At 73.2% G+C, this 21,718-nt stretch carries 18 protein-coding genes and 1 tRNA gene; 11 read left to right on the top strand and 8 right to left on the bottom strand.

Features of this window, described 5'->3' with window-relative positions; all coding sequences use genetic code 11:
- Positions 1-49: 49 nt before the first annotated feature.
- Both GD748_RS01000 and GD748_RS00995 read right to left on the bottom strand, forming a co-directional pair.
- Positions 50-439: a universal stress protein gene (locus tag GD748_RS01000; RefSeq protein ID WP_152193345.1), complete on the bottom strand. Its 390-nt coding sequence runs from the start codon at positions 437-439 to the stop codon at positions 50-52.
- A gap of 166 nt (positions 440-605) precedes the next feature.
- Complete coding sequence (locus tag GD748_RS00995; protein ID WP_152193344.1) at positions 606-1,043, bottom strand: SRPBCC family protein; 438 nt, start codon at positions 1,041-1,043, stop codon at positions 606-608.
- 268 nt (positions 1,044-1,311) lie between these two features.
- On the opposite strand from GD748_RS00995, the gene GD748_RS00990 reads away from it, so the two are divergent.
- Together GD748_RS00990 and GD748_RS00985 are read left to right on the top strand one after the other, a co-directional pair.
- Positions 1,312-1,767 (top strand): hypothetical protein, encoded by a 456-nt coding sequence (locus tag GD748_RS00990; protein ID WP_152193343.1) that lies wholly within the window; start codon positions 1,312-1,314, stop codon positions 1,765-1,767.
- Positions 1,764-2,246, top strand: a complete 483-nt coding sequence (locus GD748_RS00985) for a nucleoside deaminase (RefSeq protein WP_152193342.1) — start codon at positions 1,764-1,766, stop codon at positions 2,244-2,246. Before GD748_RS00990 ends, GD748_RS00985 begins: the two co-directional genes overlap by 4 nt.
- Positions 2,247-2,375: 129 nt before the next feature.
- Here the strand turns inward: GD748_RS00985 and GD748_RS00980 are convergent, their stop codons facing one another.
- Both GD748_RS00980 and GD748_RS00975 read right to left on the bottom strand, forming a co-directional pair.
- On the bottom strand, positions 2,376-3,197 hold the full coding sequence (locus GD748_RS00980) for an alpha/beta fold hydrolase (protein WP_152193341.1): 822 nt from the start codon (positions 3,195-3,197) through the stop codon (positions 2,376-2,378).
- A 45-nt stretch (positions 3,198-3,242) separates the two neighbouring features.
- Positions 3,243-3,752, bottom strand: a complete 510-nt coding sequence (locus tag GD748_RS00975) for an STAS domain-containing protein (protein WP_152193340.1) — start codon at positions 3,750-3,752, stop codon at positions 3,243-3,245.
- Positions 3,753-4,034: 282 nt separating this feature from the next.
- Here GD748_RS00975 and GD748_RS00970 point away from each other — a divergent pair, with 282 nt between their 5' ends.
- Positions 4,035-4,745: a TetR/AcrR family transcriptional regulator gene (locus GD748_RS00970; RefSeq protein WP_152193339.1), complete on the top strand. Its 711-nt coding sequence runs from the start codon at positions 4,035-4,037 to the stop codon at positions 4,743-4,745.
- A 33-nt stretch (positions 4,746-4,778) separates the two neighbouring features.
- Here GD748_RS00970 and GD748_RS00965 read toward each other — a convergent pair whose 3' ends face one another.
- On the bottom strand, positions 4,779-6,518 hold the full coding sequence (locus GD748_RS00965) for a RecQ family ATP-dependent DNA helicase (RefSeq protein WP_152193338.1): 1,740 nt from the start codon (positions 6,516-6,518) through the stop codon (positions 4,779-4,781).
- Between the two features lie 190 nt (positions 6,519-6,708).
- On the opposite strand from GD748_RS00965, the gene GD748_RS00960 reads away from it, so the two are divergent.
- From GD748_RS00960 to GD748_RS00950, 3 genes are all read left to right on the top strand, one after another.
- A complete protein-coding gene (locus GD748_RS00960; RefSeq protein WP_152193337.1) occupies positions 6,709-8,595 on the top strand; it encodes a glycoside hydrolase family 13 protein in 1,887 nt (628 codons plus the stop codon).
- A gap of 14 nt (positions 8,596-8,609) precedes the next feature.
- Positions 8,610-9,560, top strand: coding sequence for a hypothetical protein (locus GD748_RS00955; protein WP_152193336.1), 951 nt, complete (start codon positions 8,610-8,612; stop codon positions 9,558-9,560).
- 83 nt (positions 9,561-9,643) lie between these two features.
- Positions 9,644-9,716, top strand: a tRNA-Arg gene (locus GD748_RS00950).
- A gap of 70 nt (positions 9,717-9,786) precedes the next feature.
- Here the strand turns inward: GD748_RS00950 and GD748_RS00945 are convergent.
- The gene (locus GD748_RS00945; protein WP_152193335.1) at positions 9,787-11,478 is read right to left on the bottom strand and encodes an ABC transporter ATP-binding protein/permease; all 1,692 of its coding nucleotides are present in this window, start codon (positions 11,476-11,478) and stop codon (positions 9,787-9,789) included.
- Complete coding sequence (locus GD748_RS00940; protein WP_226920617.1) at positions 11,475-12,641, bottom strand: DUF1611 domain-containing protein; 1,167 nt, start codon at positions 12,639-12,641, stop codon at positions 11,475-11,477. Before GD748_RS00940 ends, GD748_RS00945 begins: the two co-directional genes overlap by 4 nt.
- Positions 12,642-12,914: 273 nt before the next feature.
- Here GD748_RS00940 and GD748_RS00935 point away from each other — a divergent pair, with 273 nt between their 5' ends.
- Complete coding sequence (locus GD748_RS00935; RefSeq protein WP_226920615.1) at positions 12,915-14,132, top strand: MFS transporter; 1,218 nt, start codon at positions 12,915-12,917, stop codon at positions 14,130-14,132.
- A gap of 16 nt (positions 14,133-14,148) precedes the next feature.
- Here the strand turns inward: GD748_RS00935 and GD748_RS00930 are convergent, their stop codons facing one another.
- On the bottom strand, positions 14,149-15,168 hold the full coding sequence (locus tag GD748_RS00930) for a LacI family DNA-binding transcriptional regulator (RefSeq protein ID WP_152193334.1): 1,020 nt from the start codon (positions 15,166-15,168) through the stop codon (positions 14,149-14,151).
- A gap of 240 nt (positions 15,169-15,408) precedes the next feature.
- Between GD748_RS00930 and GD748_RS00925 the strand changes: the two genes are divergently transcribed.
- From GD748_RS00925 to GD748_RS00910, 4 genes are all read left to right on the top strand, one after another.
- Positions 15,409-16,626, top strand: coding sequence for an Nramp family divalent metal transporter (locus tag GD748_RS00925; protein WP_152193333.1), 1,218 nt, complete (start codon positions 15,409-15,411; stop codon positions 16,624-16,626).
- Positions 16,623-17,678 carry an NAD-dependent epimerase/dehydratase family protein gene (locus tag GD748_RS00920; RefSeq protein ID WP_152193332.1) on the top strand — a complete coding sequence of 352 codons (1,056 nt, stop codon included), beginning with the start codon at positions 16,623-16,625 and terminating at the stop codon, positions 17,676-17,678. Before GD748_RS00925 ends, GD748_RS00920 begins: the two co-directional genes overlap by 4 nt.
- On the top strand, positions 17,678-18,742 hold the full coding sequence (locus GD748_RS20100; protein WP_152193331.1) for a dihydrodipicolinate synthase family protein: 1,065 nt from the start codon (positions 17,678-17,680) through the stop codon (positions 18,740-18,742). Before GD748_RS00920 ends, GD748_RS20100 begins: the two co-directional genes overlap by 1 nt.
- Before the next feature lie 232 nt (positions 18,743-18,974).
- On the top strand, positions 18,975-21,494 hold the full coding sequence (locus tag GD748_RS00910; protein ID WP_193312755.1) for a carbohydrate binding domain-containing protein: 2,520 nt from the start codon (positions 18,975-18,977) through the stop codon (positions 21,492-21,494).
- Positions 21,495-21,718: the final 224 nt, after the last annotated feature.

Here is a 21,718-nt window from a genome sequence, read left to right as displayed (position 1 = left end):
CGCGCGTGTCCGCACTCGACCTGCCCGGGCTAGTGACCGGCCGGGCGAGTCAGGCCTTGACGGCGAGGACCGGCGCGTCGACGTTCAGCAGGATCCGCTGGGAGTTGCTGCCGAGCACGAGCTTGCCGACGGGCGTGCGCTTGCGCAGCCCGATCACCACCAGGTCGGCCTCCACCTCGTCGGCGACGGCGGCGATCTCCTCGGCCGCGTCCTTGCCCCGGACCAGCTGGCGGACCGTGGCCTCGACGCCCGCCCGGTCCAGCTGCGCGCGGACCTCGTTGAGCTCGTCCTCGCTCGCCAGCGCCGGGTCGCGGGTGCCGTCGCCCTCGGAGACGTTGAGGACCATGAGGTCTCCGCCGTGCGCCTTCGCCTCCACGATCGCGCGCTCGAGTGCCGCGCGGCCCTCGGGCCTGCTGGTGTATCCGACCACGATGGTCATGGGGTTCCTTTCTCGGCCGGCGGGGCGGGTGCCCTGCCCTTACCGGGCATCATGGCGCAAAGCGGACTCCGAGGGATGGGACCTGCGTCCCTAGAGGTGCGCGCGTCTCGCGGACGGCGCGCCGCTGGATGGCCGCGGGTCCTCCCGCCGCGGGTGAGCGAGAGGCTCAGCCGGCCCGGCGCTCGTCCAGATGGCGTGCCACCCATCGCAGGGCGACGGCGGTCATGGCCTCCAGCGTCGGCGCCAGCAGCAGCCGCGTGAGCGGGCGGGGGAGCGGTCCGCGCAGCCACACCTCCTCGGTCCACCGCACCGTGCACCGGTCATGGCCGGCCGGTTCGACGGCGATCGTCACGGGCCCGAGCAGCAGCGGCCCCTCCTTGCGGACCCGCAGCACCCCGGCCGTGTCACCGGCGGGAGCGCGCACCTCGGTCACCACCATGCGGTCGGGCAGCACGCCGGCGGTCACCGCGGTGAGCAGGTCGCCCGGCCGGGGCGGGGCCGGCGGGGCGTCCGTGCGGGTCAGCGGGATCCACCGGTGGTGCCCGGCGAGGTCGGTCAGCAGCCCGAAGGCCGCCGCCGCCGGGACCGGGAGGGCGCGGCGCACGGCGGGTCAGCCGGTCGGGCCGGGTGAGAGGGCTCGCACCTGACCATCATGGCCGACGGCGGGGCGCGGACGCAGGTACGAGCGCGTGCGTGATGCGCGGGCGAGTGCGCGCGGGCGGCGGGCTACCTCGGTCGACCAGGTCTTGGTCGGTGGGAGGTGGGCGCAGGGGCCCGCGGTGACCACCGGGAAGCGGGTGCAGGACACGCGGTGACCTGCGACTTCACCGCGGCGCACTTCCCGGGCAGGATGTCCCCGACAGGGAGGTCGGATGCGACGGACGGCGGTGACGGCTGTGCTCGGTGCGCTCGTGGTGCCCGGACTCGCCGCGTGCAGCCCGCCGGAGCCGGCCCTGCCCGCGGCGATCGCCTGCACCACCCAGTACCGGCCCGACCACGCGTCCGACGCCGGGCAGCGTCAGGACCGGCTCACGGTGCTGCGTGCGGTCGGTGTCCCGGCGGCGCCGGAGGCTCTCGAGCTGCCGGACTTCCACCTGGAGGTGACCTACACCGGCGAGGCCCCGGAGGGACGCACCGTGCGGCTGGTCGTCACCACCGAGGACGGCGACCCGCTCGTCAGCACGCTCTACCAGCTCGACGCCCCGGAGGACCTCGCCGAGCACTTCGGCACCCAAGGCTTCACCGGTCTGCACTACGTCCGCAACGGCCCGGCCGAGCTGCAGATCTTCTGCGGCCCGGCCGACGGCGAGGAGGAGGAACCCTCATGACCCACCACGACCATCACGCCGAGGAGCACCTGGCCCGGGCCGTCGAGCTCGCCACCCGCAACGTCGGCGACGACGGCGGACCGTTCGCGGCGATCGTCGTCACCGCCGACGGGCGCAGGTTCGAGGGATCGAACCGGGTGACAGCGACGCTGGACCCCACCGCCCACGCCGAGATCGTCGCCATCCGCACCGCGTGCAGCGAGCTGGGGGTGCCCGACCTCGACGGCGCGACGCTGTACTCGAGCTGCGAGCCATGCCCGATGTGCCTCAGTGCGGCGCTGTGGGCGCGTATCGAGGCGGTGTACTACGCCGCCGACCGGCACGACGCCGCCGAGGTGGGCTTCGACGACGCCGAGTTCCACCGCTACGTCTCGGACCACGCCGACCGCGCCATCATGCCGCTGGTCGAGCTGCGCCCGGACAACGCCACCGCCCCGTTCGAGGCCTGGAGCGCCTACGACGGCCGGCAGCACTACTGACGCGCCGGGCAGCACTTCTGACGCGCCGGCACGACGGCTGACGCGGCACGACCGCTGACGCGCGGCACGACGGCTGACGCGCCCGGCAGCGCGACTGCCCGGTCCGTGCCCGAGCAGTCCCGGTCGCTGTCAGGTCGCGCGGGTGCGGGCGATAATCGCGGCGGCGACCTCGTCCGCCTCGGTCTCGGGCAGCCAGTGCCCGGCGGACAGCTCGACGAACCGGTAGGGTGCGTGGACGTACCGCTCGGTCAGCTCCGCGGCCGTCCGTCCGAGCGCGAAGTCCCGCGCGCCCCAGACGTAGGTCGTCGGCACGGTCACCGGAGGGGTCCTCACGTGCGACATCGGCAGGGCGCGGTACCAGTTCAGGGCGGCCGTCAGGGTCGCGGGCTCGCGCATGCGTCGGGCGTAGCGGCCGGCGTCGGCCGCGGGCAGACCGCGCCGGCGCAGTGCCTGCTCCAGGCGCGGCGCGATGAGCCGCTCGGGGAGGGCGGGCAGCTGGAAGGCCGCCATGTACCCGGACCTGAGCGGCTGCCTCGACCGCGGCATCGACGCGAGCATGGCGGCCGGGTGCGGGGTCGAGAGGACCGTGAGGGAGGCGGTCCGCTCCGGTGCCCGCGCAGCGGCCGCCCAGGCGACACCTCCGCCCCAGTCGTGGCCGACGAGGTGCACGCGTGCCAGGCCGAGCGAGTCGAGGAGGCCCAGGACGTCGGCGACGAGGAACTCCAGCCGGTACGCCCCGCGGCCCGGCGGGCGGGCGCCCGGAGAGTAGCCGCGCTGGTCGGGGACGAGGGTGCGCAGACCCGCGGCGTGCAGGTGCGGGACGACGCGGGACCAGCTGGTCCCGTCCTGCGGGAACCCGTGGAGCAGGAGGACCGGGAAGCCGTCCTCGGGCCCGTCGTCACGCAGGTCGAAGCGGAGCAGACCACGATCGAACCGACGCAGCGGGCTCATCGCCCCACCGTACGTGGGGGAGCGACGGACCAGGGGCGGGCCGGGTCAGCTCTCGACCGTGCGGGCCTCCACGCCCGCGGGCACGCTGCCGGTGACGGCGGCCGCGTCGCCCGGGCGTGCGGCCGCGCCGACGGTGCTCGGGACCGGGGCGGCGTCGTCCGCGGCCGCCGACGGGGACGTCCGCCCTGCCGGGTCCGACGGGTCCGGCGCGTGGTCGACGACGTCGACGGAGTCGCCGATGGCGGTGACCTCGAGGAGGAAACGCACGACGTCCGGGGGCTGGATGATCCGCACGCGGTGCGGCACACGGGCGGCCAGGCGGGCCAGCATCGCCGCACCGGAGGAGTCCATGAACGTCACGTGCCGGACATCGACGTCGACCGGGAGCTCGGCGCGCTGCGCGTCGGAGATCGCGTCCGAGAGGTCCGTGGCGAGCGCCGCGTCGACCTCGCCCGCGAGCACCACGCTGGTGCGGTCGGCGGAGAACAGCACCGAGACCGTCCCTGCCTCACCGGCAGGGAGGTGCGGCTGGGGAGTCTTGGTCTCCTCGGCCATGCGAGCCATCCTCTCGTTGCCCAGGTCGGGCGGGGTCAGCGTCCGCTGGTGCGGGCTGCGTGTGAGTTTACACCGTAAAGACCCTGCCCTGAAATGTCGATCGAGTCACAGCGGCGCCCTCTCGTGGGGCGTTCCGTCCGGACCGCGGGCGGGTGCCCGACCGGCTCGGCCGTGCAGCCGCCGAGGTCGCCACCGGGGCGCGCCCGGGGTGCGACCCACCGTAGACTGCAGGGCCCAGCACCCGCCCACGGCCGGTCCCGGACCGGCCCAGAACGGATCACGATGAGCGAGCAGCTCGGCGCCGAGCGCGCCGACCGCCCTGCCCTGACGCGTGGACGGATCGTCGACGCAGCCGTCCGGCTCGTCGACGAGCAGGGGCTCGCCGCGCTCAGCATGCGCCACCTCGGCGCCGAGCTCGGCGTCGAGGCCATGGCGCTGTACCGGCACATCAACGGCCGGGAGGACCTGCTCGAGGCGATGGTCGATGCCCTGACCTCGCGGCTGCACCTCACCGACGACTGGGACCTGGGCCCCGAGGACGGCTGGCAGGCGTACCTGCAGAAGCTCGCCCACACGGTGCGGGAGCTCGCCTACGACCACCCCGAGCTCTTCCCCCTGCTCGTGACGAGGCACCCGGCGGCGCCGTGGCTGCGCCCGCCGCTGCGGAGCCTGGAGGTGGTGGAGGACTTCCTCACCGCCCTCACCGGTCGTGGCTTCTCCGACGACCAGGCGGTCGCCGCCTACCGGACGTTCTCGAGCTTCCTCATCGGGCAGCTGCTCCTGGCCGTCGCCCAGCGCGGCTCGATAGCGATGGCAGGCGAGGAGGTCCTCGACGAGGGCGGTGCGTCGTCGCCGAACACCACTACGTCGCTCGACGACTTCCCCCTGGTCAAGCGGCTCGAGGGCAAGCTCTCCGAGGACCACGCCGACGAGGAGTTCGAGCGGACGCTCGAGGATCTCCTCGAACGTATCGACGCCGAGGTCAGCAGGTAGCGGTCTGAGCTCCGGTCAGCGCGGCCGGATCGGTCAGCGCGGCCGGAGCAGGTCGTGCTCGGCGATCAGCCCGCGCGAGAGGGTCTTGTACCCCTCCTGCTCGAAGAAGATCGTGATCCGGTCGTCCTCGTGGCGCATCACCGTCCCGGCCCCCCACTCGGCATGGACGACCGGGGCCTGGAGCGGGAACTCGTCGTCGCCGTCGTCGGCCATTCCGCCGCCGGTGAGGGCTCCGGCTACCTCGCCGACGGCGGTCGGCTCGGACGGTGAGGGCGCCGAGCCAACGGCGCTCGGCTCGGACGGCGAGTGCGCCGAACCGGCGGCGGTCGGCACCTGGCCGAGGCAGACGTCGCAGGCCCCGCACGCGCCGTCGTGCGGCTCCCCGAAGTACCCGAGCAGGAACTGACGACGACAGCCCCGGGTCTCGGCGTAGCCGCGGACCATCTCGATCCGGGAACGGTTGATGCGCTCGCGTGACTCGACGAGCTCGGTCGCGCTCTCGACCACCCGCTTTGGGGTGTCGTCGCCCTCGACGACGACGCCGCGTCTCGTGCGGCGGGCGGCCCCGACCTCCTGCAGCAGGTTCACCGCCGAGGTGACCTTGCGCGCCGAGCGACCGGTGGCCTCTCGCAGCGTGCCGAGCGGGGCGGGCCCGTCGCTCCGGCGCACGGCCGTGAGCACCGCGCGCAACGCCTCGTCGTCCACCGACCTGGTGGCGAAGAACCGCCGCACGCCGAGATCCTCCGGCCGGTAGTGCAGCACCGCGCGCGCCTGACCGCCGTCGCGCCCGGCGCGGCCGATCTCCTGGTAGTAGCTGTCGAGGGAGTCCGGCGCGTCCACGTGCACCACGAAGCGCACGTCCGGCTTGTCGATCCCCATCCCGAAGGCCGAGGTGGCCACGACGACGTCGACCTCGCCGTCGAGGAACGCGTGGTGGACCTCCTCGCGCGTCCTCGCAGCCAGGCCGCCGTGGTAGGCGGCGACCGCCCGACCGTCCGCGCCGAGGGCCTCGGCGTAGCGGCCGGTGTCGGCGCGGGTGGCCACGTACACCAGCCCCGGTCCGGCCAGCGACGCCACCTCCTCGAGCACCGCCCGACGCTTGGCGTCCCCGTCGGTGTGCCGGGTGACGGTCAGCATGAGCTCGGGCCGGTCGAAGCCGCGGGTGAGGACTAGCGGGTCGCGCAGCCCCAGCCGGTCGACGATCTCGGACTGCACCGGCGTGGCCGCCGTGGCCGTGAGCGCCACGACCGCCGGGCGGCCCAGCTGGTCGACGACGGAGCCCAGGGCGAGGTAGTCGGGCCGGAAGTCGTGGCCCCAGGACGAGATGCAGTGCGCCTCGTCGACCACGAGCAGCGACGGTTCCAGCTCCCGCAGACGGGTGACGACGTCCTCCTTGGCGAGCTGCTCGGGGGAGAGGAAGAAGAACTCCGCACCGCCGCGCGAGACGGCCCGCCAGCTCGCCGCGTTCTCGGCGTCGTCCTGGGCGGAGTTCAGGGTCACCGCCTCCGGCGCGTCGGACGCCTCGATGCCGGCGACCTGGTCCGCCTGCAGCGAGATCAGCGGTGAGACGACGACCGTCGGCCCGTCGAGCAGCACACCGGCGATCTGGTAGATCGCCGACTTCCCGTACCCGGTGGGCATGACGGCGAGCACGTCCCGTCCGTGGAGCAGGGCGTCCAGCGCCTCACCCTGACCCGGCCGCAGCTCCGGCCACCCGAACATCTCCCGGGCGACGCTGCGGACCCGATCGGCGCCGCTGACCTCGGGACTCATGGGCGGGCCGGCGAGTCGTCGTGGCACAGGAGGACGGAGACGGCGCAGAGGCCGCCGCACAGGCGGGGGAGCACGCCTCAACTGTGCGGCTCGCGCCGACCGGCGGCAATCGGAAGAGCGCCACACCGCCGGCGGCCCGGGGGCGTCCGCCGAAAGGTGACCCCGGGCGACCGCTCCTAGGGTGGACGGCATGACCTCGTCCTCCGCGTCCTCAGCCCCCGTCCCGACGGCCGGGGAGCTCCCTGGCCGGACGGGGCGCACCCGGCGCGGCGAGCACACGCCTGCCCGCGAGTGGTGGCGCACCGCCGTCGTCTACCAGGTCTACCCGCGGTCCTTCGCGGACTCCGACGGCGACGGCGTGGGCGACCTGCGCGGGGTCCTCGGCAAGCTCGACTACCTGGAGCGGCTCGGCGTCGACGTCGTCTGGCTGTCGCCCATCTACGTCTCCCCGCAGGACGACAACGGCTACGACATCGCCGACTACCAGGCGATCGACCCCACCTTCGGGACCATGGCCGACCTCGACGAGCTGATCGCCGGCCTGCACGCGCGCGGCATGAGGCTGGTCATGGACCTCGTCGTCAACCACACCTCCGACGAGCACGCGTGGTTCGCCGAGTCCCGCACCGGCAAGGACTCGCCCAAGCGCGACTGGTACTGGTGGCGCCCGCCCCGGCCGGGCCGCACGGGCGGGGAACCGGGCGCCGAGCCGACCAACTGGCACTCGTTCTTCTCCGGCTCCACCTGGGAGTGGGACGCGGCCTCCGGGGAGTACTACCTGCACCTGTTCTCGCGGAAGCAGCCAGACCTGAACTGGGAGAACCCCGAGGTCCGCGAGGCCGTCTACAAGATGATGCGCTGGTGGGTGGCGCGCGGCGTCGACGGGTTCCGGATGGACGTCATCAACCTCATCTCCAAGGACGTCGGCGAGGACGGGTCGCTGCCCGACGGCGCGGTCGACCCGGGGCTGCCCGCGGGCGGCTCACGGTTCGGCGACGGCGCGCCGTACTACGCCAACGGGCCGCGCCTGCAGGAGTTCCTCGCCGAGATGAACCGGGAGGTCCTCGCGGCCGGCACCCCCGACGGCGAGGTCCTCATCACGGTCGGCGAGATGCCCGGGGTGACGCTCGAGCTCGCACGGGACGTCACCGACCCGGCCCACCGCCAGCTCGACATGGTCTTCACGTTCGAGCACATGGGGCTCGACCACGGTGCGGGCGGCAAGTGGTCGCTGCAGCCGCTGCACCTGCCCGACCTCAAGGCCAACCTGGCCGCCTGGCAGGAGGGCCTGGCCGACGCCGGCTGGAACTCCCTGTACTGGAACAACCACGACCAGCCGCGCATCGTCTCGCGCTGGGGCGACGACTCCGCCGAGCACCGGGTGACCTCGGCCAAGACGCTGGGCACCGTGCTCCACATGCTGCGCGGCACGCCCTACGTCTACCAGGGCGAGGAGATCGGCATGACGAACGTCGGGTGGGCCGAGATCGAGGACTACCGCGACATCGAGACGCTGAACTACTACCGCGAGTCCGTCTCGGGCGGGGCCTCCGACGGCGAGGTGATGGCCGGCATCGGGCCCGTGAGCCGCGACAACGCCCGCACCCCGATGCAGTGGGACAACTCCGCGAACGCCGGCTTCACCACCGGCACCCCCTGGCTGGCGGTGAACCCGTCCTACGTCACGATCAACACGGCGGCCGCCGTCGCCGACCCGGACTCGGTCTTCCACCACTACCGGCGGCTCGTCGAGCTGCGGCACACCCACGACATCGTCGTGGACGGACGCTTCGAGCTGCTCCTGCCGGACCACGAGCAGGTCTTCGCCTACACCCGCACCACCAGCACGAGCGATACGCGGGTCGCCCGGGAGACTGAGGAGACCGGCCGGGCCCCGGCGGCCGCGCAGACCCTGCTCGTCGTGGCCAACTTCTCCAGCGAGCCCGCCGAGGTCGCGCTCCCGGGGCTGGCGGACGTGCTCGCCGGGGAGGTGCTGCTGACCACGCACGACGGCGCCCCCGTCGACGGCGAGCAGGTGCGGCTGGCCCCGTGGGAGTCGCGCGTCTACCTCGCCTGACGGAAGGATCCGACATGCACATCGCCGAGGGCGTTCGCCATCCTGGCCACCACGCCGGGTGGCGTGGCGGGATCTATCGCTCTTCCGGAGAGCTTCTCGGCGGCACCGTGGCCCTCTACTCCGACGCACCTCAGGGCCCGCCATGGCGCCTCGGTGGACGCGACGGCCGGCCGGTCTACGAGCTCGAGGTGCCGCTGACCGACCTGGACTCGTTGATCAGTGTGTCCGTCGAGGCAACGTGGCAGGGACGCGGCTACGGAATCATTGCCGTGGCGCCGGACGGCGTCGCGGCCGGATATGTCGACATCCCCGACGGGCACGTCGGTGAGTACGCGGAGACGGCTGCGAGGCAGGGTGCGACGCTCCGGTGGGTCGACCGCGGCGAGGTCCACCTGGACGTCTCCCTGCAGTTCGTCGAGAACCTCCGCGAGAGCAGCGTCAGCGACGTGAAGAGGGCGATCGAGGAGCGCGTGCGGGACGAGCCGCGCCGTCGCGCCGAGCAGGCGCGCCGCGAGACCGTCACGCAGGAGCTCGAGACCAGGGCACGCGCCGCGCACGAACGACGCCGTCAGGAGCTGGTCGGGGCCGTCGCCGAGCTGCTCCGCGCGCACCTGCCGACCGGCTGGCAGAGGGTGCGGACCACGGCGACGATCGTGGGCTACGACCGACGCGTGCGGGTCGACGTCGCGTACGAGGGCCGGGAAGAGCCGGTTCCGCCGCCCGAGGGTCTCGTCGCACTCCTGCGCGACCTGAAGCATCTGGACCATAACCGCGTCGAAGGGACCTGGCTCTCGGCGGAGCTCGAGATCCTCCCTACTGGAGAGAGCTCGGCGCGGACGGTGCGGGACAGCGAGCCGTCGGTGATGCCGCCGATCTCCGAAGACGACTTCGACGCCGAGCTCTTCACCTACGGGCGTCGTGCCGACCACATCCCCGACTGGTGGTCGCGGAAGCTGCCGCGCTGACCGGTCCGCCGGCACCGGTGATCCGGCGTCGTGCCCGCGTTTCCTCGAGCTGTCACGCGCCGGGTAACCTGTTCGCGGTCCCCGCCCTCGTAGCTCAGGGGATAGAGCACCGCTCTCCTAAAGCGGGTGTCGGCAGTTCGAATCTGCCCGAGGGCACAGAGCGGTCCCACACCGGTGCCCTCGACGGCGCTTCTCGGCGCGGCGGCCACCCGCAGACAGCCGCCGGTCAGGACGCCGACGCTCCCGCCGTCTCTCGTACCACCCTCGGTGGCCGTGCCATCACCGCGCGCCCGCCGGTCGGCGCGGCGTCGTCGAGGTCCCACTCGGTCAGCGGCGACGGCAGCCCGTCCGGGTCGTCGCTCGCGACCACGATGACGCCAGGGTAGGTCCGCCAGAGCCGCTCGATCAGCTCGTGCCCGCCGGGGCCGAGCCGGGTGTCCACCCGGTCGAGGACGACCAGCGGCGGGTCGCCGAAGGTTGCCCGGGCCAGCAGCAGCCGCGTGCGCTCGGCCGCGGTCAGCGGCTCGCCGCCGCGGCGCAGCCGGGTCCGCTCGCCGTCCGTGAGCTCGGCCACCCGGTCGGACAGCCCCACCCGCTCGAGCACCTCCGCGATGGCGAGGGTGCTCTCCGGGTCGCGGTAGCGCACCGCGCGGGCGAGCGTGCCTCGCTCGAGGACGTCGGTGCTCGTTGCGGCGCCGACGAGCAGCCGGCGGCGGGCACCGGGCAGGTCCTCGAGCGGATGGCCCGAGACCCGCACCCACGCGCCCGGCACCCGCGTCACGCCGGCGAGCACGGCGAGAGTCTCCGACTCCCGGGCGGGATCGGCGCTCCGGGCCAGGACCCGCGCGCCCGGGACCGCGACGAGCTCGCGCACCGGCATGCTCCGAACAGCGAGGTCACCGGCGTGGACGACCCCCTCCTGGCTCCGCGTACGCGCCGTCACCTGGTGTGCGCGCCCGTGCCGCTGCCGACGTCGTCGTTCCTCTGCCCGGTGCGCCGCGCCCGCCGCGAGGACCGGCGCGAGGATGCGCCGCGCGGCCAGGAACGCCTGGCGGTACTCGACCACCCGGCCAAGGTCGGTCACCGGCCCGGCGACCAGCCCGACGATCGTCAGCGCACCCGCGACGGCGGGCGCCGACACCTCGAACCAGGCGCCGACCACGGCCACGGCGGCGAGTGCGAGTGCCGAGGCGAGCGCTGAGGCACCCCGCAGCGCCCCAGCCACCCGCGAGCGGTGGACGGCCGCCTCGGCGACGACACCGCTGAGCCGGTCCAGGTTCCGCAGCTCGCGCCGCTCGCCGCCGCCGGCCCGGACGGTCCGGGCCGCGGTGACGGTCTCGGAGACGGCCGTCGCCAGCCGACCACGACGGCGCCGCAGCTCGCGCGAGCGGCGGAAGGCCGGCCGGGCGAGCGCCGTCAGCACCCCGGCGAGCAGCAGCATCGGGCCCGCCACCGCGGCGGCGAGCAACGGGTCGAGCACGGCCAGGGCCACGGTGGCCGCGACGATCGTCGGCACCCCGACCACCAGCGGCGTGATCCCCAGTGCCACCCAGTTGCGGACCGCGGAGAGGTCGTTCGTGGTCCGCGCGACGGTGATCCCCAGGCCCGGCCCCTGCTCGGTCGTCAGCGCCGTCCCGAGGAGGCCGCGGCGCAGCTGGCGCACGTAGTCCTGGCTCACCCGCTCGGCCCGGACCCGCTCCTGGGCGCGCAGCACGCCCACGCCCACCGCGGCGGCGCCGAGGACGACCGTCGAGGCGACCTGCCCGTCCCGGCTCCCGGCCGCCAGGAGCGCGGAGAGCGCGAGCGCCGTCGCGACGGCGCACACCGCCTGGCCGACCCCCGTGGCGACGAGCCCGAGCAGCTGCCGGCGCCGCCGCCCGTGCCACAGCGGCGGGAAGTCCGTGCGGGGCGCCGTCATCGCGGCAGGAGGGACGTCGCCGACTCGGCCTCCACCAGGCCGTACGTCGGCAGTACCGGCACGGTCACGGCCTCGGTCGCCTCGCGGACGGCGAGGGGCGAGGAGGTGAGGACGCCGCTGACCGCGGCGACGTCGATGCCCGCCGTCTCGAGGAGGTGGACCCCTGACGTCGCCCCGAGCGCGTCGCCCGCCGCGAAGACGACGCGGTCGACCACCGAGCGGAAGAGCGGGTCGGCCAGCAGCCGCGCCGTCTCGGCCTGGTAGACGCCGTCGGCGATCTCGACCACGATCACGTCCGGCCCGGCGGCGGTGAGCGCATCCACCAGGGAGACGAGCAGGGAACGGACGCGGCCGTGGTCGAGCCGGAACGTCGACGGCAGCCCGAAGTCGGTGAAGTCCAGGACCGTGGACGCCCCGGCGTCGGCGAAGAGCCGCGGGTCGCCGCCGGCGCCGGTACCGGTCGCCTTTCCGGCCGCGACGGTCAGGCCGGCGGACGCGAGACCGCGCACCAGGCAGGCGAGGGCCGTCGACTTGCCGGAGTTCATGGACGTCCCGAGGACGGCGATGACCGTGGGGCGCCCGGCCGGGAGCTGCCCGCGCGGGACGGCCGGGACGTCGCCGCGCAGGCGCTCCGGTGCCAGCCGTCCCAGCGTGACGACGCCGCGGTCGTCCGTGAGGAGTCCGACCGGTTCGAGGACCGTGGCGTCGTCCATCCGTGCGTGCTGGCCCGTGACGACGCCGGCCAGTCCGCCGGCCGCCACCAGGTGGACGGGCCGCAGGTCCTCGGGCACCTCTGCCTCGAACTGGTCGGGTGCGTAGCGGTGGCCGTAGGAGACCAGGATCTCGTCGCCCGCGAAGAGCACCTGCCGCCGGCTCCCGGGACCTTCGAGGCGGCGGTGCTGTCCGAGCTGGACGACACGGGCGAGCACGACGTCGCCCGCAGCCGGTCGCACGGCCTCGCCCGCGAGCAGCCGGTAGCCCTCGGCGTCGGCGTCGAGACGCTCGGCCAGGAACCGGGTGGTGTAGGCCTTCTTCGCCCGGCGGAGCCGCACCGCCGGGACCTGCTCGCTCACCGTGCCGGGTCTCAGGGCCCTGGCAGCGAGCGGTGCGCAGTCCTCCAGCGAGAGCGGGGGCGTGATCGTGCCGGTCGGGGTGGTGGTCATGGCGTGCTCCTCCGTGCGCTGTGCGTCAGCTCTGAGTCCGGCCGCTGATTGCCGCCGGTGCTGTCCGGAATGACGCTAGGGAGGGGACGTGAAGGTCAGATGATGGTCCGATGAGAGGGCCCTCATCCTGCGCACACCTCGTGTTCAGGTGCGGTCCAGCGGATCGCGACTCGGCACCGGCGGTCCAGCGGATGGCGACGCGGCGCCGCACCGGACGTCGCGAACTACCCTGTCGCGGACAGTGACAGGACGGTGAGGACGGGGGGTCCTTCGTTGAGCAGGAGCGGGTCGTCGCGGACGGCAGGGGCCGAGCCGCTGTGGACCCGGGACTTCGTCCTCGCCGCCGTGACCACGCTCTTCATGGCGATGGTGTTCTACCTGCTCATGACGACGCTGGCCCTGTACGCCGTCGAGAGGTTCGCCGCCTCGGACAGCGCTGCGGGGCTCGCCGCCAGCATGTTCGTCGTCGGGGCGACGGCGGGACGACTCTTCGCGGGCAACCTCGTCGAGCTCGTCGGCCGACGACGGATCCTCCTGGTCTGTCTCGGAGTCTTCGTCGTCTCCAGCCTCAGCTACTTCCTCGCCACGACCCTCACGCTCCTGCTGGTCGTCCGGTTCGTGCACGGGGTGGCGTTCGGCATCGGCACCACCGCGGTGGTCACCATCGCGCAGAGCATCATCCCGCCGCTGCGCCGCGGGGAGGGCACCGGCTTCTTCGGGATGAGCACGACGCTCGGCACCGCGCTCGGCCCGTTCCTCGGGCTGCTGATCGTCGACCGGTCCGGGTACACGGCCCTGTTCGCCGCCTCGGTCGTGGCCTCGGCCGCGGCGCTGGCAGTGGCGCTGTTCCTCCGGGTGCCCGAGCCGGTCCTCGCCGGCGAGCACCGGGCCGCTCTCCGTCGCTTCCGGCCTGCGGACCTGCTCGATCGCCGGGTGCTGCCGCTCGCCGCGTTCATGCTCGTCATGGGCGCCGGCTTCTCGGGCGTCCTGACGTTCCTGAGCACCTACACCGAGCAGCTGGGCCTCCCCGCGGCGGCCAGCCTGTTCTTCCTCGTCTACGCCGGGGTGCTGTTCGTGTCCCGGTTCGTGGTGGGACGCCTGCAGGACGTCCGCGGCGACAACCTGGTGATGTACCCGGCCATCGTCAGCTTCGTGCTCGGGCTCGTGGTCCTCGCGGTCGCCACCGGCGTGGCGGCGATCGTGCTGGCCGGTGCGCTCATGGGCCTGGGCTTCGGGACCCTGATGTCCGCCGGGCAGGCGATCGCGGTCGCCCGGGTGGCACCGCACCGGATGGGCCTGGCGGTCTCGACGTACTTCTTCATGGTCGACATCGGCACCGGGCTGGGACCGGTGGCGCTCGGCTGGCTCGTCCAGGGCACCAGCTTCCGGACGATGTACCTGGCCATGGCCGGCGTCGTGCTCCTGGCCGCCGGGCTGTACCACCTCGTGCACGGGCGCTCCCGCCGGGGTCAGCGGCCGCGGACCGCCTGAGCGCTCGCGGCTCGTCTCAGGCGCGGTCGCGGGCCGCCGCCGTCGACCTGCGCACCACGAGCTCGGTCGCGAGCGTGCGCACCAGGTACTCCTCGTCCGGCGCGGGGGTGGTGGCGAGCTCCAGGGCCGACCTGCCCATCTCCTGCAGCGGCAGCCGGACGGTGGTCAGCGACGGCTCGAGATCCTTGGCGATCGCGATGTCGTTGAACCCCGCCACGGACACCTCGCCGGGCACCGCGCGTCCCTGCGCGCGCAGGTGGGCGAGCGCACCGATGGCCATCTGATCGGCGGACCCGACGAGGGCGGTGACCTCCGGGTGCGCGGCGAGCACCTCCGCCGCGCCGGACCAGCCGCCGTCCCGGGTGGGGGAGCCGTGGCGAACGTGCAGCGTCCCGCCCGCACGCTCCACCGCCTCGCGCAGCCCCGCGACGCGTTCGACCGTCGAGGCCACGTTCGCGGCGCCGGCCAGCATCGCGACGTCGCGGTGCCCCAGACCGACGAGGTGCGCACCCAGCTCGCGTGCCCCGGGCGCGTTGTCCACCAGGACGCGGTCGACGTCGAAGAGCGGGTCGCCGATGGCGACGACGCGACCGCCGCTCTGCTGGAAGGACCGGGTGCGGGCGGTCATCGCCTCGGTGTACCGGTCGTCGATCAGGCCGGAGCCGGCGATGATCACCACACCGGTACGGTGCGCCTGCAGGAGCCGGAAGTACTCGAGCTCGCGGTCGATGTCGCGCTTGGTGTTGCAGATCGTGACCAGCAGGTGGTGGGTCGTGGCGACGGCCTGGATGCCGTTGACGATCTCGGAGAAGTACGGGTCGTCGACCTCGCCGACGAGGACCCCGACCGTGCGCGGGTTCCCGCGCAGGAGCGCCTGGGCCTGGGCGTTGGGTACGTAGTCGAGCTCACGGGCGGCCTGCTCGACCCGCTCGCGCAGCTCGGGCGCCACCGGGTAGTCGCTGCCGGAGAGCACCCGGGAGGCGGTGGGCGTGGAGACCCCCGCCCGTCGTGCGACGTCGCGCAGGTTCACGGCCATGCCGGGAACCCTAGCGAGACCGCGGCGAGCCGCCGGCACGCGGCCCCCAACCGGCCGGGCGGCTGCCCGAGGTCCACGGGTTCCTCGAGCTCCGCGGATGCCGCCGAACTCCGCGGGGTCTGCCCAGCTCCGATGCTGGAACCGCGGAGGTCAGAGCCCACCGGCTCGCCGTGGTTCTTGACGTGGTGTGACCTGTGACCTAGTTTCGTGCGAAACACCTTCGAGAAAAGGCTTTCTGCCATGGCTGCCACCTCCACCTCGGTCGACCGGCGCACCCGCGTGCCCGGCCGGCTCGGTCCCGCGTTCGTCACTGCCGCCCTGGTCTTCGGGCCGGGCAGCATCACCACGGCCAGCTCGATGGGGGCGCAGTTCGCCTACGACCTCGTCTGGGCGCCGGTGATCGCCACGATCCTCATGCTCTGCTTCGTCGACCTCTCGGTCCGCATCGGGCTGTCGACCGACGTCGGGCCCATCCAGACGGTGACCCGGCGCATGGGCCGCGTGGTCGGGGTGCTCGTCGGCATCGGCGCCTTCCTCGTCGCCACCTCCTTCCAGGCCGGCAACTCGGTCGGGACCGGCGCGGCGAGCAACGTCCTCTTCGGCGGCAGCACGGCGCTGTTCGCAGCGATCTTCACCGCCATCGCCATCGGCTTCCTCTGGCTCCCCTCCTTCTACAAGCACCTCGAGCGCACGATGATCGTCATCATCCTGGTGATGCTGGCGATCTTCATCATCACCGCGATCGTCGCCAGGCCCGACCTCGGCGCCGTGCTCGCCGGGCTCGTGCCCTCGTTCCCGCAGGGCTCCGCGGCGCTCGTGGTCGGCGTCGTGGCCACCACCTTCTCGGTGGTCGGCGCGTTCTACCAGATCCAGCTCGTGCGCGAGAAGGGCTGGGGGATCGACGACTACAAGGTCGCCCGCCGCGACGCCGTCGTCGGCACCCTGATCCTGGGCACCCTCTCCGTCATCATCATGATCGCCGCCGCGGCCGTGCTGAACCCCGCCGGCGTGAGCGTCTCCTCGCCGGCGGACATGGCGACCATCCTCGAGCCGTCCGTGGGACGCTGGGCCTCGATCCTGTTCGCCCTGGGCCTGTGGGCCGCGGCGTTCTCCTCCCTCATCGGCAACAGCACCATCGGCGGCAGCATGCTGGCCGGGGCGCTCGGCATCGAGGGCGGCGGACTGGACTCGCGCAGGGTCAAGCTCTGCATCACCTTCGTCCTGGTGCTCGGCGGCGTGGTCGCCGTCGTCTTCGGCGGGATCCCGGTCCAGCTCATCCTCACCGCCCAGGCGGTCACCATCTTCGTCGTCCCGCTCATCGGCGTCGTGCTCGTCGCCCTGGCCCGCCACCGCGACCGCGGCCGCCTCGCCATCGGCACCCCGCAGCTCGTGCTCGCCGTGGTCGGCGTCCTCTTCCTGCTCCTGCTCGCCATCAACTACGTGAGGAACCTGCTGTGACCAGCTCCACCACCGTCGCCCCGGCGACTGCAGCACCCACCGACGAGAGCGCCCTCGACGAGCTGCTCTCCCGGCCGTCGCCCGGAGTCGGGGAGGCGCTCGCCGCGGCGGGCGGCGACATCGTCCTGCTCGGTGCCGGCGGCAAGATCGGCCCGACGATGGCGCGCATGGCGCGTCGGGCGCTGGTCGACGTCGGCTCGGACGCCCGGGTCATCGCCGTCTCGCGCTTCTCCGACGCCGCCGTGCGCGAGGAGCTCGGCGAGCAGGGCATCGAGGTGCGCTCCGCCGACCTCGCCGAACCGACCTCGTACCGCGACCTGCCCGACGCCGCCGCGATGTTCTACCTCGCCGCCATGAAGTTCGGCACCACCGGCCAGGAGCACCGCACCTGGTGGTCCAACGCCGCGATGCCCGCCCTGGTGGCCGACCGCTACCGCGGCGTGCCCTCGGTGGTGTACTCCACCGGGAACGTCTACCCGCTCTCGCCGCTGGCGCACGGCGGGTCGCTCGAGTCCGAGCCGGCCGCCCCGGTGGGGGAGTACGCCCAGTCCTGCCTGGCGCGGGAGCGGATCTTCACCAACGCCGCCCACGAGTGGGGCACCCCGACGACGATCTTCCGGCTCAACTACGCGTGCGAGCTGCGCTACGGCGTCATCGCCGACATCGCCGTGAAGATCGCCGCCGGCGAGCCGGTCGACGTCACCATGCCGGCGGTCAACGTGGCGTGGCAGGGCGACGTCAACGCCTGGGCGCTGCGCAGCCTCGAGCTGGCCGCCGTCCCGCCGCACATCCTCAACGCGACCGGCCCGGAGACGGTCTCGGTGCGGCGCCTGGCCACCTGGCTGGCGGAGGAGATGGACGCCGAGGTGACCTTCACCGGCACCGAGTCCGACGACGCCTTGCTCAACGACGCGTCCGAGTGCCACGAGCGGTACGGCTACCCGAGCGTGCCGCTGCGCCGGCTCGTGCGCTGGGTGGGCCAGTGGGTCGCCGACGGCGGCCGACAGCTCGGCAAGGCCACGAAGTTCCAGCAGCGGGAGGGCAAGTACTGATGGCCGGCGTCCTGACCGAACCGCTGCGCTCCGACGTCCTGACCCGGCGGCTGCGTTCCGGCGTCGTCATCCCGGCGCACCCGCTGGCGCTCGACGACGGCGGTGCGGTGGACCTGCGGGCCCAGCGGGCCCTGACCCGGTACTACCTCGCGGCCGGGGCGCACGGGATGGCGGTGGGCGTGCACACCAGCCAGTTCGAGCTGCACGACGACCGCGGCCTCCTCGAGGAGGTCTGGCGCCTCGCCGCGTCGGAGGTGGCGGCGGCCGGCGGTGACGCGCTCCTGGTGGCAGGGCTCACCGGCGACACCGCGGACGCCGTCGCCGAGGCCGAGATCGCCGCTGCTGCCGGCTACCAGGCCGCGCTGCTGTGCGGGTGGGGCATGGCCGAGGTGACCGAGGAGGCGCTGCTGGACCGCGCCCGCGCCGTCGGCGAGGTGCTGCCGACCATGGGGTTCTACCTCCAGGAGAGCGTGGGCGGGCGCAGACTCGGCCGCGACTACTGGCGCCGGCTCTTCGACCTCGAGTCCGTCGTCGCGGTCAAGACCGCACCGTTCGACAGGTACCGCACCAACGACGTCGTCCAGACCCTCCTCGAGCACGACCGCTGGGACGACGTCGTGGTGCTCACCGGGAACGACGACACCATCGTCCACGACCTGATCACGCCGTACCGGCGCGAGGTCGGCGGCACGGTTCGCGAGGTACGCGCGGCCGGCGGACTCCTCGGGCAGTGGGCGGTCGGCACCCGGGCCGCGGTCCAGCTGCTGGAGAAGGTCCGGGCGGCGACGGCGGAAGGAGCCGTCCCGGTCGACCTCCTCGCGGACGCGTCGGCCCTCGTCGACGTCAACGCCGCGGTGTTCGACGTCGACAACGACTTCGCCGGGTGCGTGCCGGGAGTCAACGAGGTGCTGCGCCAGCAGGGCCTCGTGCGCACCGCACGGTGCCTCGGGCCCGACGTCCTCTCGCCCGGGCAGGCCGAGCTGATCGCCACCGTGCGCGAGCGTCACCCCGACCTGCTCGACGAGGGCTTCGTCGCCACCCACGTCGAGGAGTGGCTGGCCTGAGAGCTGGCTTCACGGCGCCGTCACGCCTGGCGTGGCGGCGCCGCCGTGGCTCTGGCGTGGCGATGACCAGCTCGACGGCCCGCAGGTGGTCGACGGGCAGGCGCCCTCGGTGGTGCCCTGCGCGCGGCGGCGCCGCCGTGGGCCCACCCTTGACTCCTGCAATCGGTTGCAATAGGTTCGCGTCGCTTCCTCGCGATCCGTCCCGACACCGATGTTGCTGGAGAGGTCTCTCATGGATGACAAGCGCCCACCTGCCCTTCGCCCCACCCGACGGCGGTGGGGGGTGCTCCTCGCCGGCCTCGCCCTGATGGTCCCGGCGGCCCTGGCTCTGCCGGCAGGCGCCGCGACCGGCGACCCCGCGGAGCTGTCGCCCGGGCCCGTCAACGGAGGTTTCGAGGACGCCCCGGTCGACGGCGGCATCCCCGGCTGGTCGCAGCGCGGCGGCGACCTCGGCGGCTCGGTCCTCGTCGAGGATCCCGTCTTCGCGGGGGAGCGCAGCCTCCGGTTCGTCGACCCGGAGGCCACGCGGTCCTACGGCCTGATGAGCGACCCGATGACGGTGCAGGCGGGCCACTCCTACCAGCTCTCGCTCCAGGCTCTCGTCGAGACGGGGACGCCGACGGTCTACGTCTACTTCCACGACGCGGACGGCGCCGAGCTCGACGTGGAGTTCCAGCACTTCTCCGGCCAGCCGGTGGGGGAGTGGTCGGAGCTGGTTCTCGACGTCACTGCCCCGGAGGGCGCGGCCACGGCCTCCGTGTACCTGTACTCCACGATCGCCCGGGTCTCGACGTACTACGTCGACGAGGTGCGGCTGGAGCACACCCACGGCCCGCTCGACATCACCGATCTCGGGCCTGCGTTCTACAGCCCGAACGTGCGGCTCGCGGAGGTGGACGTGCTCGCCGACGGCACCCCGCTCGCCTACGTCTTCTCGGACGGTCAGCCCGTGAGCCTCAACGTCGTGGACCTGCGCACCGGTGAGCTGGTGGACAGCCACGACATGGACGGTTACTCGATCGCGGCCTCCGTCGTGGTGGCCGACGACGACTCGGTCTACTTCAGCGTGCGGGGCCCGAACGACGGCACGCTGTGGCGCTACGACCCGCAGACCCAGGAGGTCGAGCGCCTGGCCGGCCGGATCGCCGGCGAGTCCCTCCTGCGCAGCCTCGTCATCGAGGACGGCGTCCTCTACGGCAGCACCTATCCCAACGCCAAGGTCTTCTCCTACGACCTGACCACCGGGGAGATCCGCGACTACGGCAGCATGGTCGACGACGGCTCCGCCTACGCCTGGGGCTTCGACATGGTCGACGGCAAGCTCTGGGTCGGTACCGGCACCACCCCGCACCTGCTCGAGCTCGATCCCGTCACCGGCACGGTGACCGAGATGGCACTTCCGGCGGACGTGGCCGAGCAGGCCGACTTCATCACGCGCGTGGAGCAGCACGGCGACCTCGTGCTGGTCAGCTACTCACCTGCCGGTGCGGCGAACACCGCCGTCTACGACCTCACCGCTCGCAGGTGGCTCGAGCCGCTCGAGGGCGTCACCGGCCAGTGGACCGCGGACGAGGCGGACGGTCGGATGCTGTTCACCGTCGACGGGACCGTGCGCGCCCTCGACGTGGCCACCCGCGAGGTCACCGACATCGGCTGGGAGTCCGGCGACCTCGCCGGCGAGCTCGACGGCACGAACGACCTCGCGCTCGTCGAGCTGGGCACCGAGGGGCTGCCCGGCGACAGCCTCGTCGGCATACGGGTGGACGGGCGCGTGTGGCGCCAGCACCTCGGCACCGGCGTGGGCACCGTCATGACCCCAGGAATCGTCGGCGCCCCCGCCACGGTCCACTCGGTCGGGCACGGCGGCGACGGGAACGTCTACTTCGGCGCCTACCTCAGCTCCGGCGTCATGGCCCGCGTGGACACCTCGACGGGCACGCTCGAGCAGCTCAGCGGCCCCAAGCAGGCCGACAGCATCGTCGCGCACCGCAACCGCACGGTGGTCGGCACCTACCCCGGCGCCGAGTTCTACGTCGCCCAGCCGAACCAGCAGTGGGAGTGGGGTGTCAGCCCCACGCACCTGTTCAGCCTGGGCCGCGGGGAGCACGGTCAGGACCGCCCGCTCGCCATGGTCTCGGCAGGGTCGCGGGTCGCTGCGGGAACGATCCCGAACTACGGCGAGCTGGGTGGTGCGCTCACGCTCTTCAACCCGGCCAACGGGAAGTTCGAGGTGCACCGCAACCTCGTCCCGGACCAGAGCGTGACCGCCCTCGCCTACCGAGACGGACTGATCTTCGGCGGGACCGGGATCCACGGCGGCCTCTCCACCGACCCGACGCAGGACGAGGCCGAGCTCTTCGTGTGGGACGCCCGGCGTGACCGGCTCGTCACGCACTCGGTGGTGGCCGAAGGTGCCGAGGTGATCCATGCCCTCACCTTCGACAGGGACGGACGGTTGTGGGGACTGGCGAGCGACGGCACGCTCTTCCAGTACGACACCGCCACGCACGACGTGGTCCGGAGCGTGAAGACGCCCGCGCGAGCGAGCAACGACTGGGGCCGGCTGAGCGAGCTGTACCTGCACCCGGACGGCAAGCTGTACGGCAACGCCGACGGGCGCCTGTTCTCGTTCGACCCGCAGACCGAGCGGTTCGTCACGCTCGTCGGCGACGGTGCGCGCCACTCCGCCGTCGCGCCTGACGGAACCATCTACCTCGCCGACGAGACGAACGTCTTCAGCTATCGGCCCTGAGTGATCGCAACCGATTGCAGGAACCTGCCATGTCCGGTTCCTGACAGGGGCGGGACCTTGTTCTGCAATCGGTTGCATGCAAGGTTGGACACACCGCAAGCCGGTCGGCCGCCCGGGCGGGGAACCCTTGCCGCCCGGGCCGGCACGGACGGGGTCTCCCGCGCGCTCGTGCGGGTCCCCTTCGGCTGCTGCGGCTGCCGCCGACGACGACGGCAGAGCCAACC

Origin of the sequence: Georgenia subflava, assembly GCF_009193155.1 — a bacterium.
GTDB classification, from domain to species: Bacteria; Actinomycetota; Actinomycetes; order Actinomycetales; family Actinomycetaceae; genus Georgenia; species Georgenia subflava.
This window is presented reverse-complemented; position numbering and strand designations above follow the sequence as displayed.

Excerpts from the sequence above, each read along its gene's own strand:
- GD748_RS00970 (WP_152193339.1), top strand. The coding sequence starts at position 4,035 with ATGAGCGAGCAGCTCGGCGCCGAGCGCGCCGACCGCCCTGCCCTGACG.
- GD748_RS00965 (WP_152193338.1), bottom strand. The coding sequence starts at position 6,518 with ATGAGTCCCGAGGTCAGCGGCGCCGATCGGGTCCGCAGCGTCGCCCGG.
- GD748_RS00985 (WP_152193342.1), top strand. The coding sequence starts at position 1,764 with ATGACCCACCACGACCATCACGCCGAGGAGCACCTGGCCCGGGCCGTC.
- GD748_RS00940 (WP_226920617.1), bottom strand. The coding sequence starts at position 12,641 with ATGACCACCACCCCGACCGGCACGATCACGCCCCCGCTCTCGCTGGAG.
- GD748_RS00990 (WP_152193343.1), top strand. The coding sequence starts at position 1,312 with ATGCGACGGACGGCGGTGACGGCTGTGCTCGGTGCGCTCGTGGTGCCC.
- GD748_RS00955 (WP_152193336.1), top strand. The coding sequence starts at position 8,610 with ATGCACATCGCCGAGGGCGTTCGCCATCCTGGCCACCACGCCGGGTGG.
- GD748_RS20100 (WP_152193331.1), top strand. The coding sequence starts at position 17,678 with ATGGCCGGCGTCCTGACCGAACCGCTGCGCTCCGACGTCCTGACCCGG.
- GD748_RS00975 (WP_152193340.1), bottom strand. The coding sequence starts at position 3,752 with ATGGCCGAGGAGACCAAGACTCCCCAGCCGCACCTCCCTGCCGGTGAG.
- GD748_RS00925 (WP_152193333.1), top strand. The coding sequence starts at position 15,409 with ATGGCTGCCACCTCCACCTCGGTCGACCGGCGCACCCGCGTGCCCGGC.
- GD748_RS00910 (WP_193312755.1), top strand. The coding sequence starts at position 18,975 with ATGGATGACAAGCGCCCACCTGCCCTTCGCCCCACCCGACGGCGGTGG.
- GD748_RS01000 (WP_152193345.1), bottom strand. The coding sequence starts at position 439 with ATGACCATCGTGGTCGGATACACCAGCAGGCCCGAGGGCCGCGCGGCA.
- GD748_RS00960 (WP_152193337.1), top strand. The coding sequence starts at position 6,709 with ATGACCTCGTCCTCCGCGTCCTCAGCCCCCGTCCCGACGGCCGGGGAG.
- GD748_RS00980 (WP_152193341.1), bottom strand. The coding sequence starts at position 3,197 with ATGAGCCCGCTGCGTCGGTTCGATCGTGGTCTGCTCCGCTTCGACCTG.
- GD748_RS00930 (WP_152193334.1), bottom strand. The coding sequence starts at position 15,168 with ATGGCCGTGAACCTGCGCGACGTCGCACGACGGGCGGGGGTCTCCACG.
- GD748_RS00945 (WP_152193335.1), bottom strand. The coding sequence starts at position 11,478 with ATGACGGCGCCCCGCACGGACTTCCCGCCGCTGTGGCACGGGCGGCGG.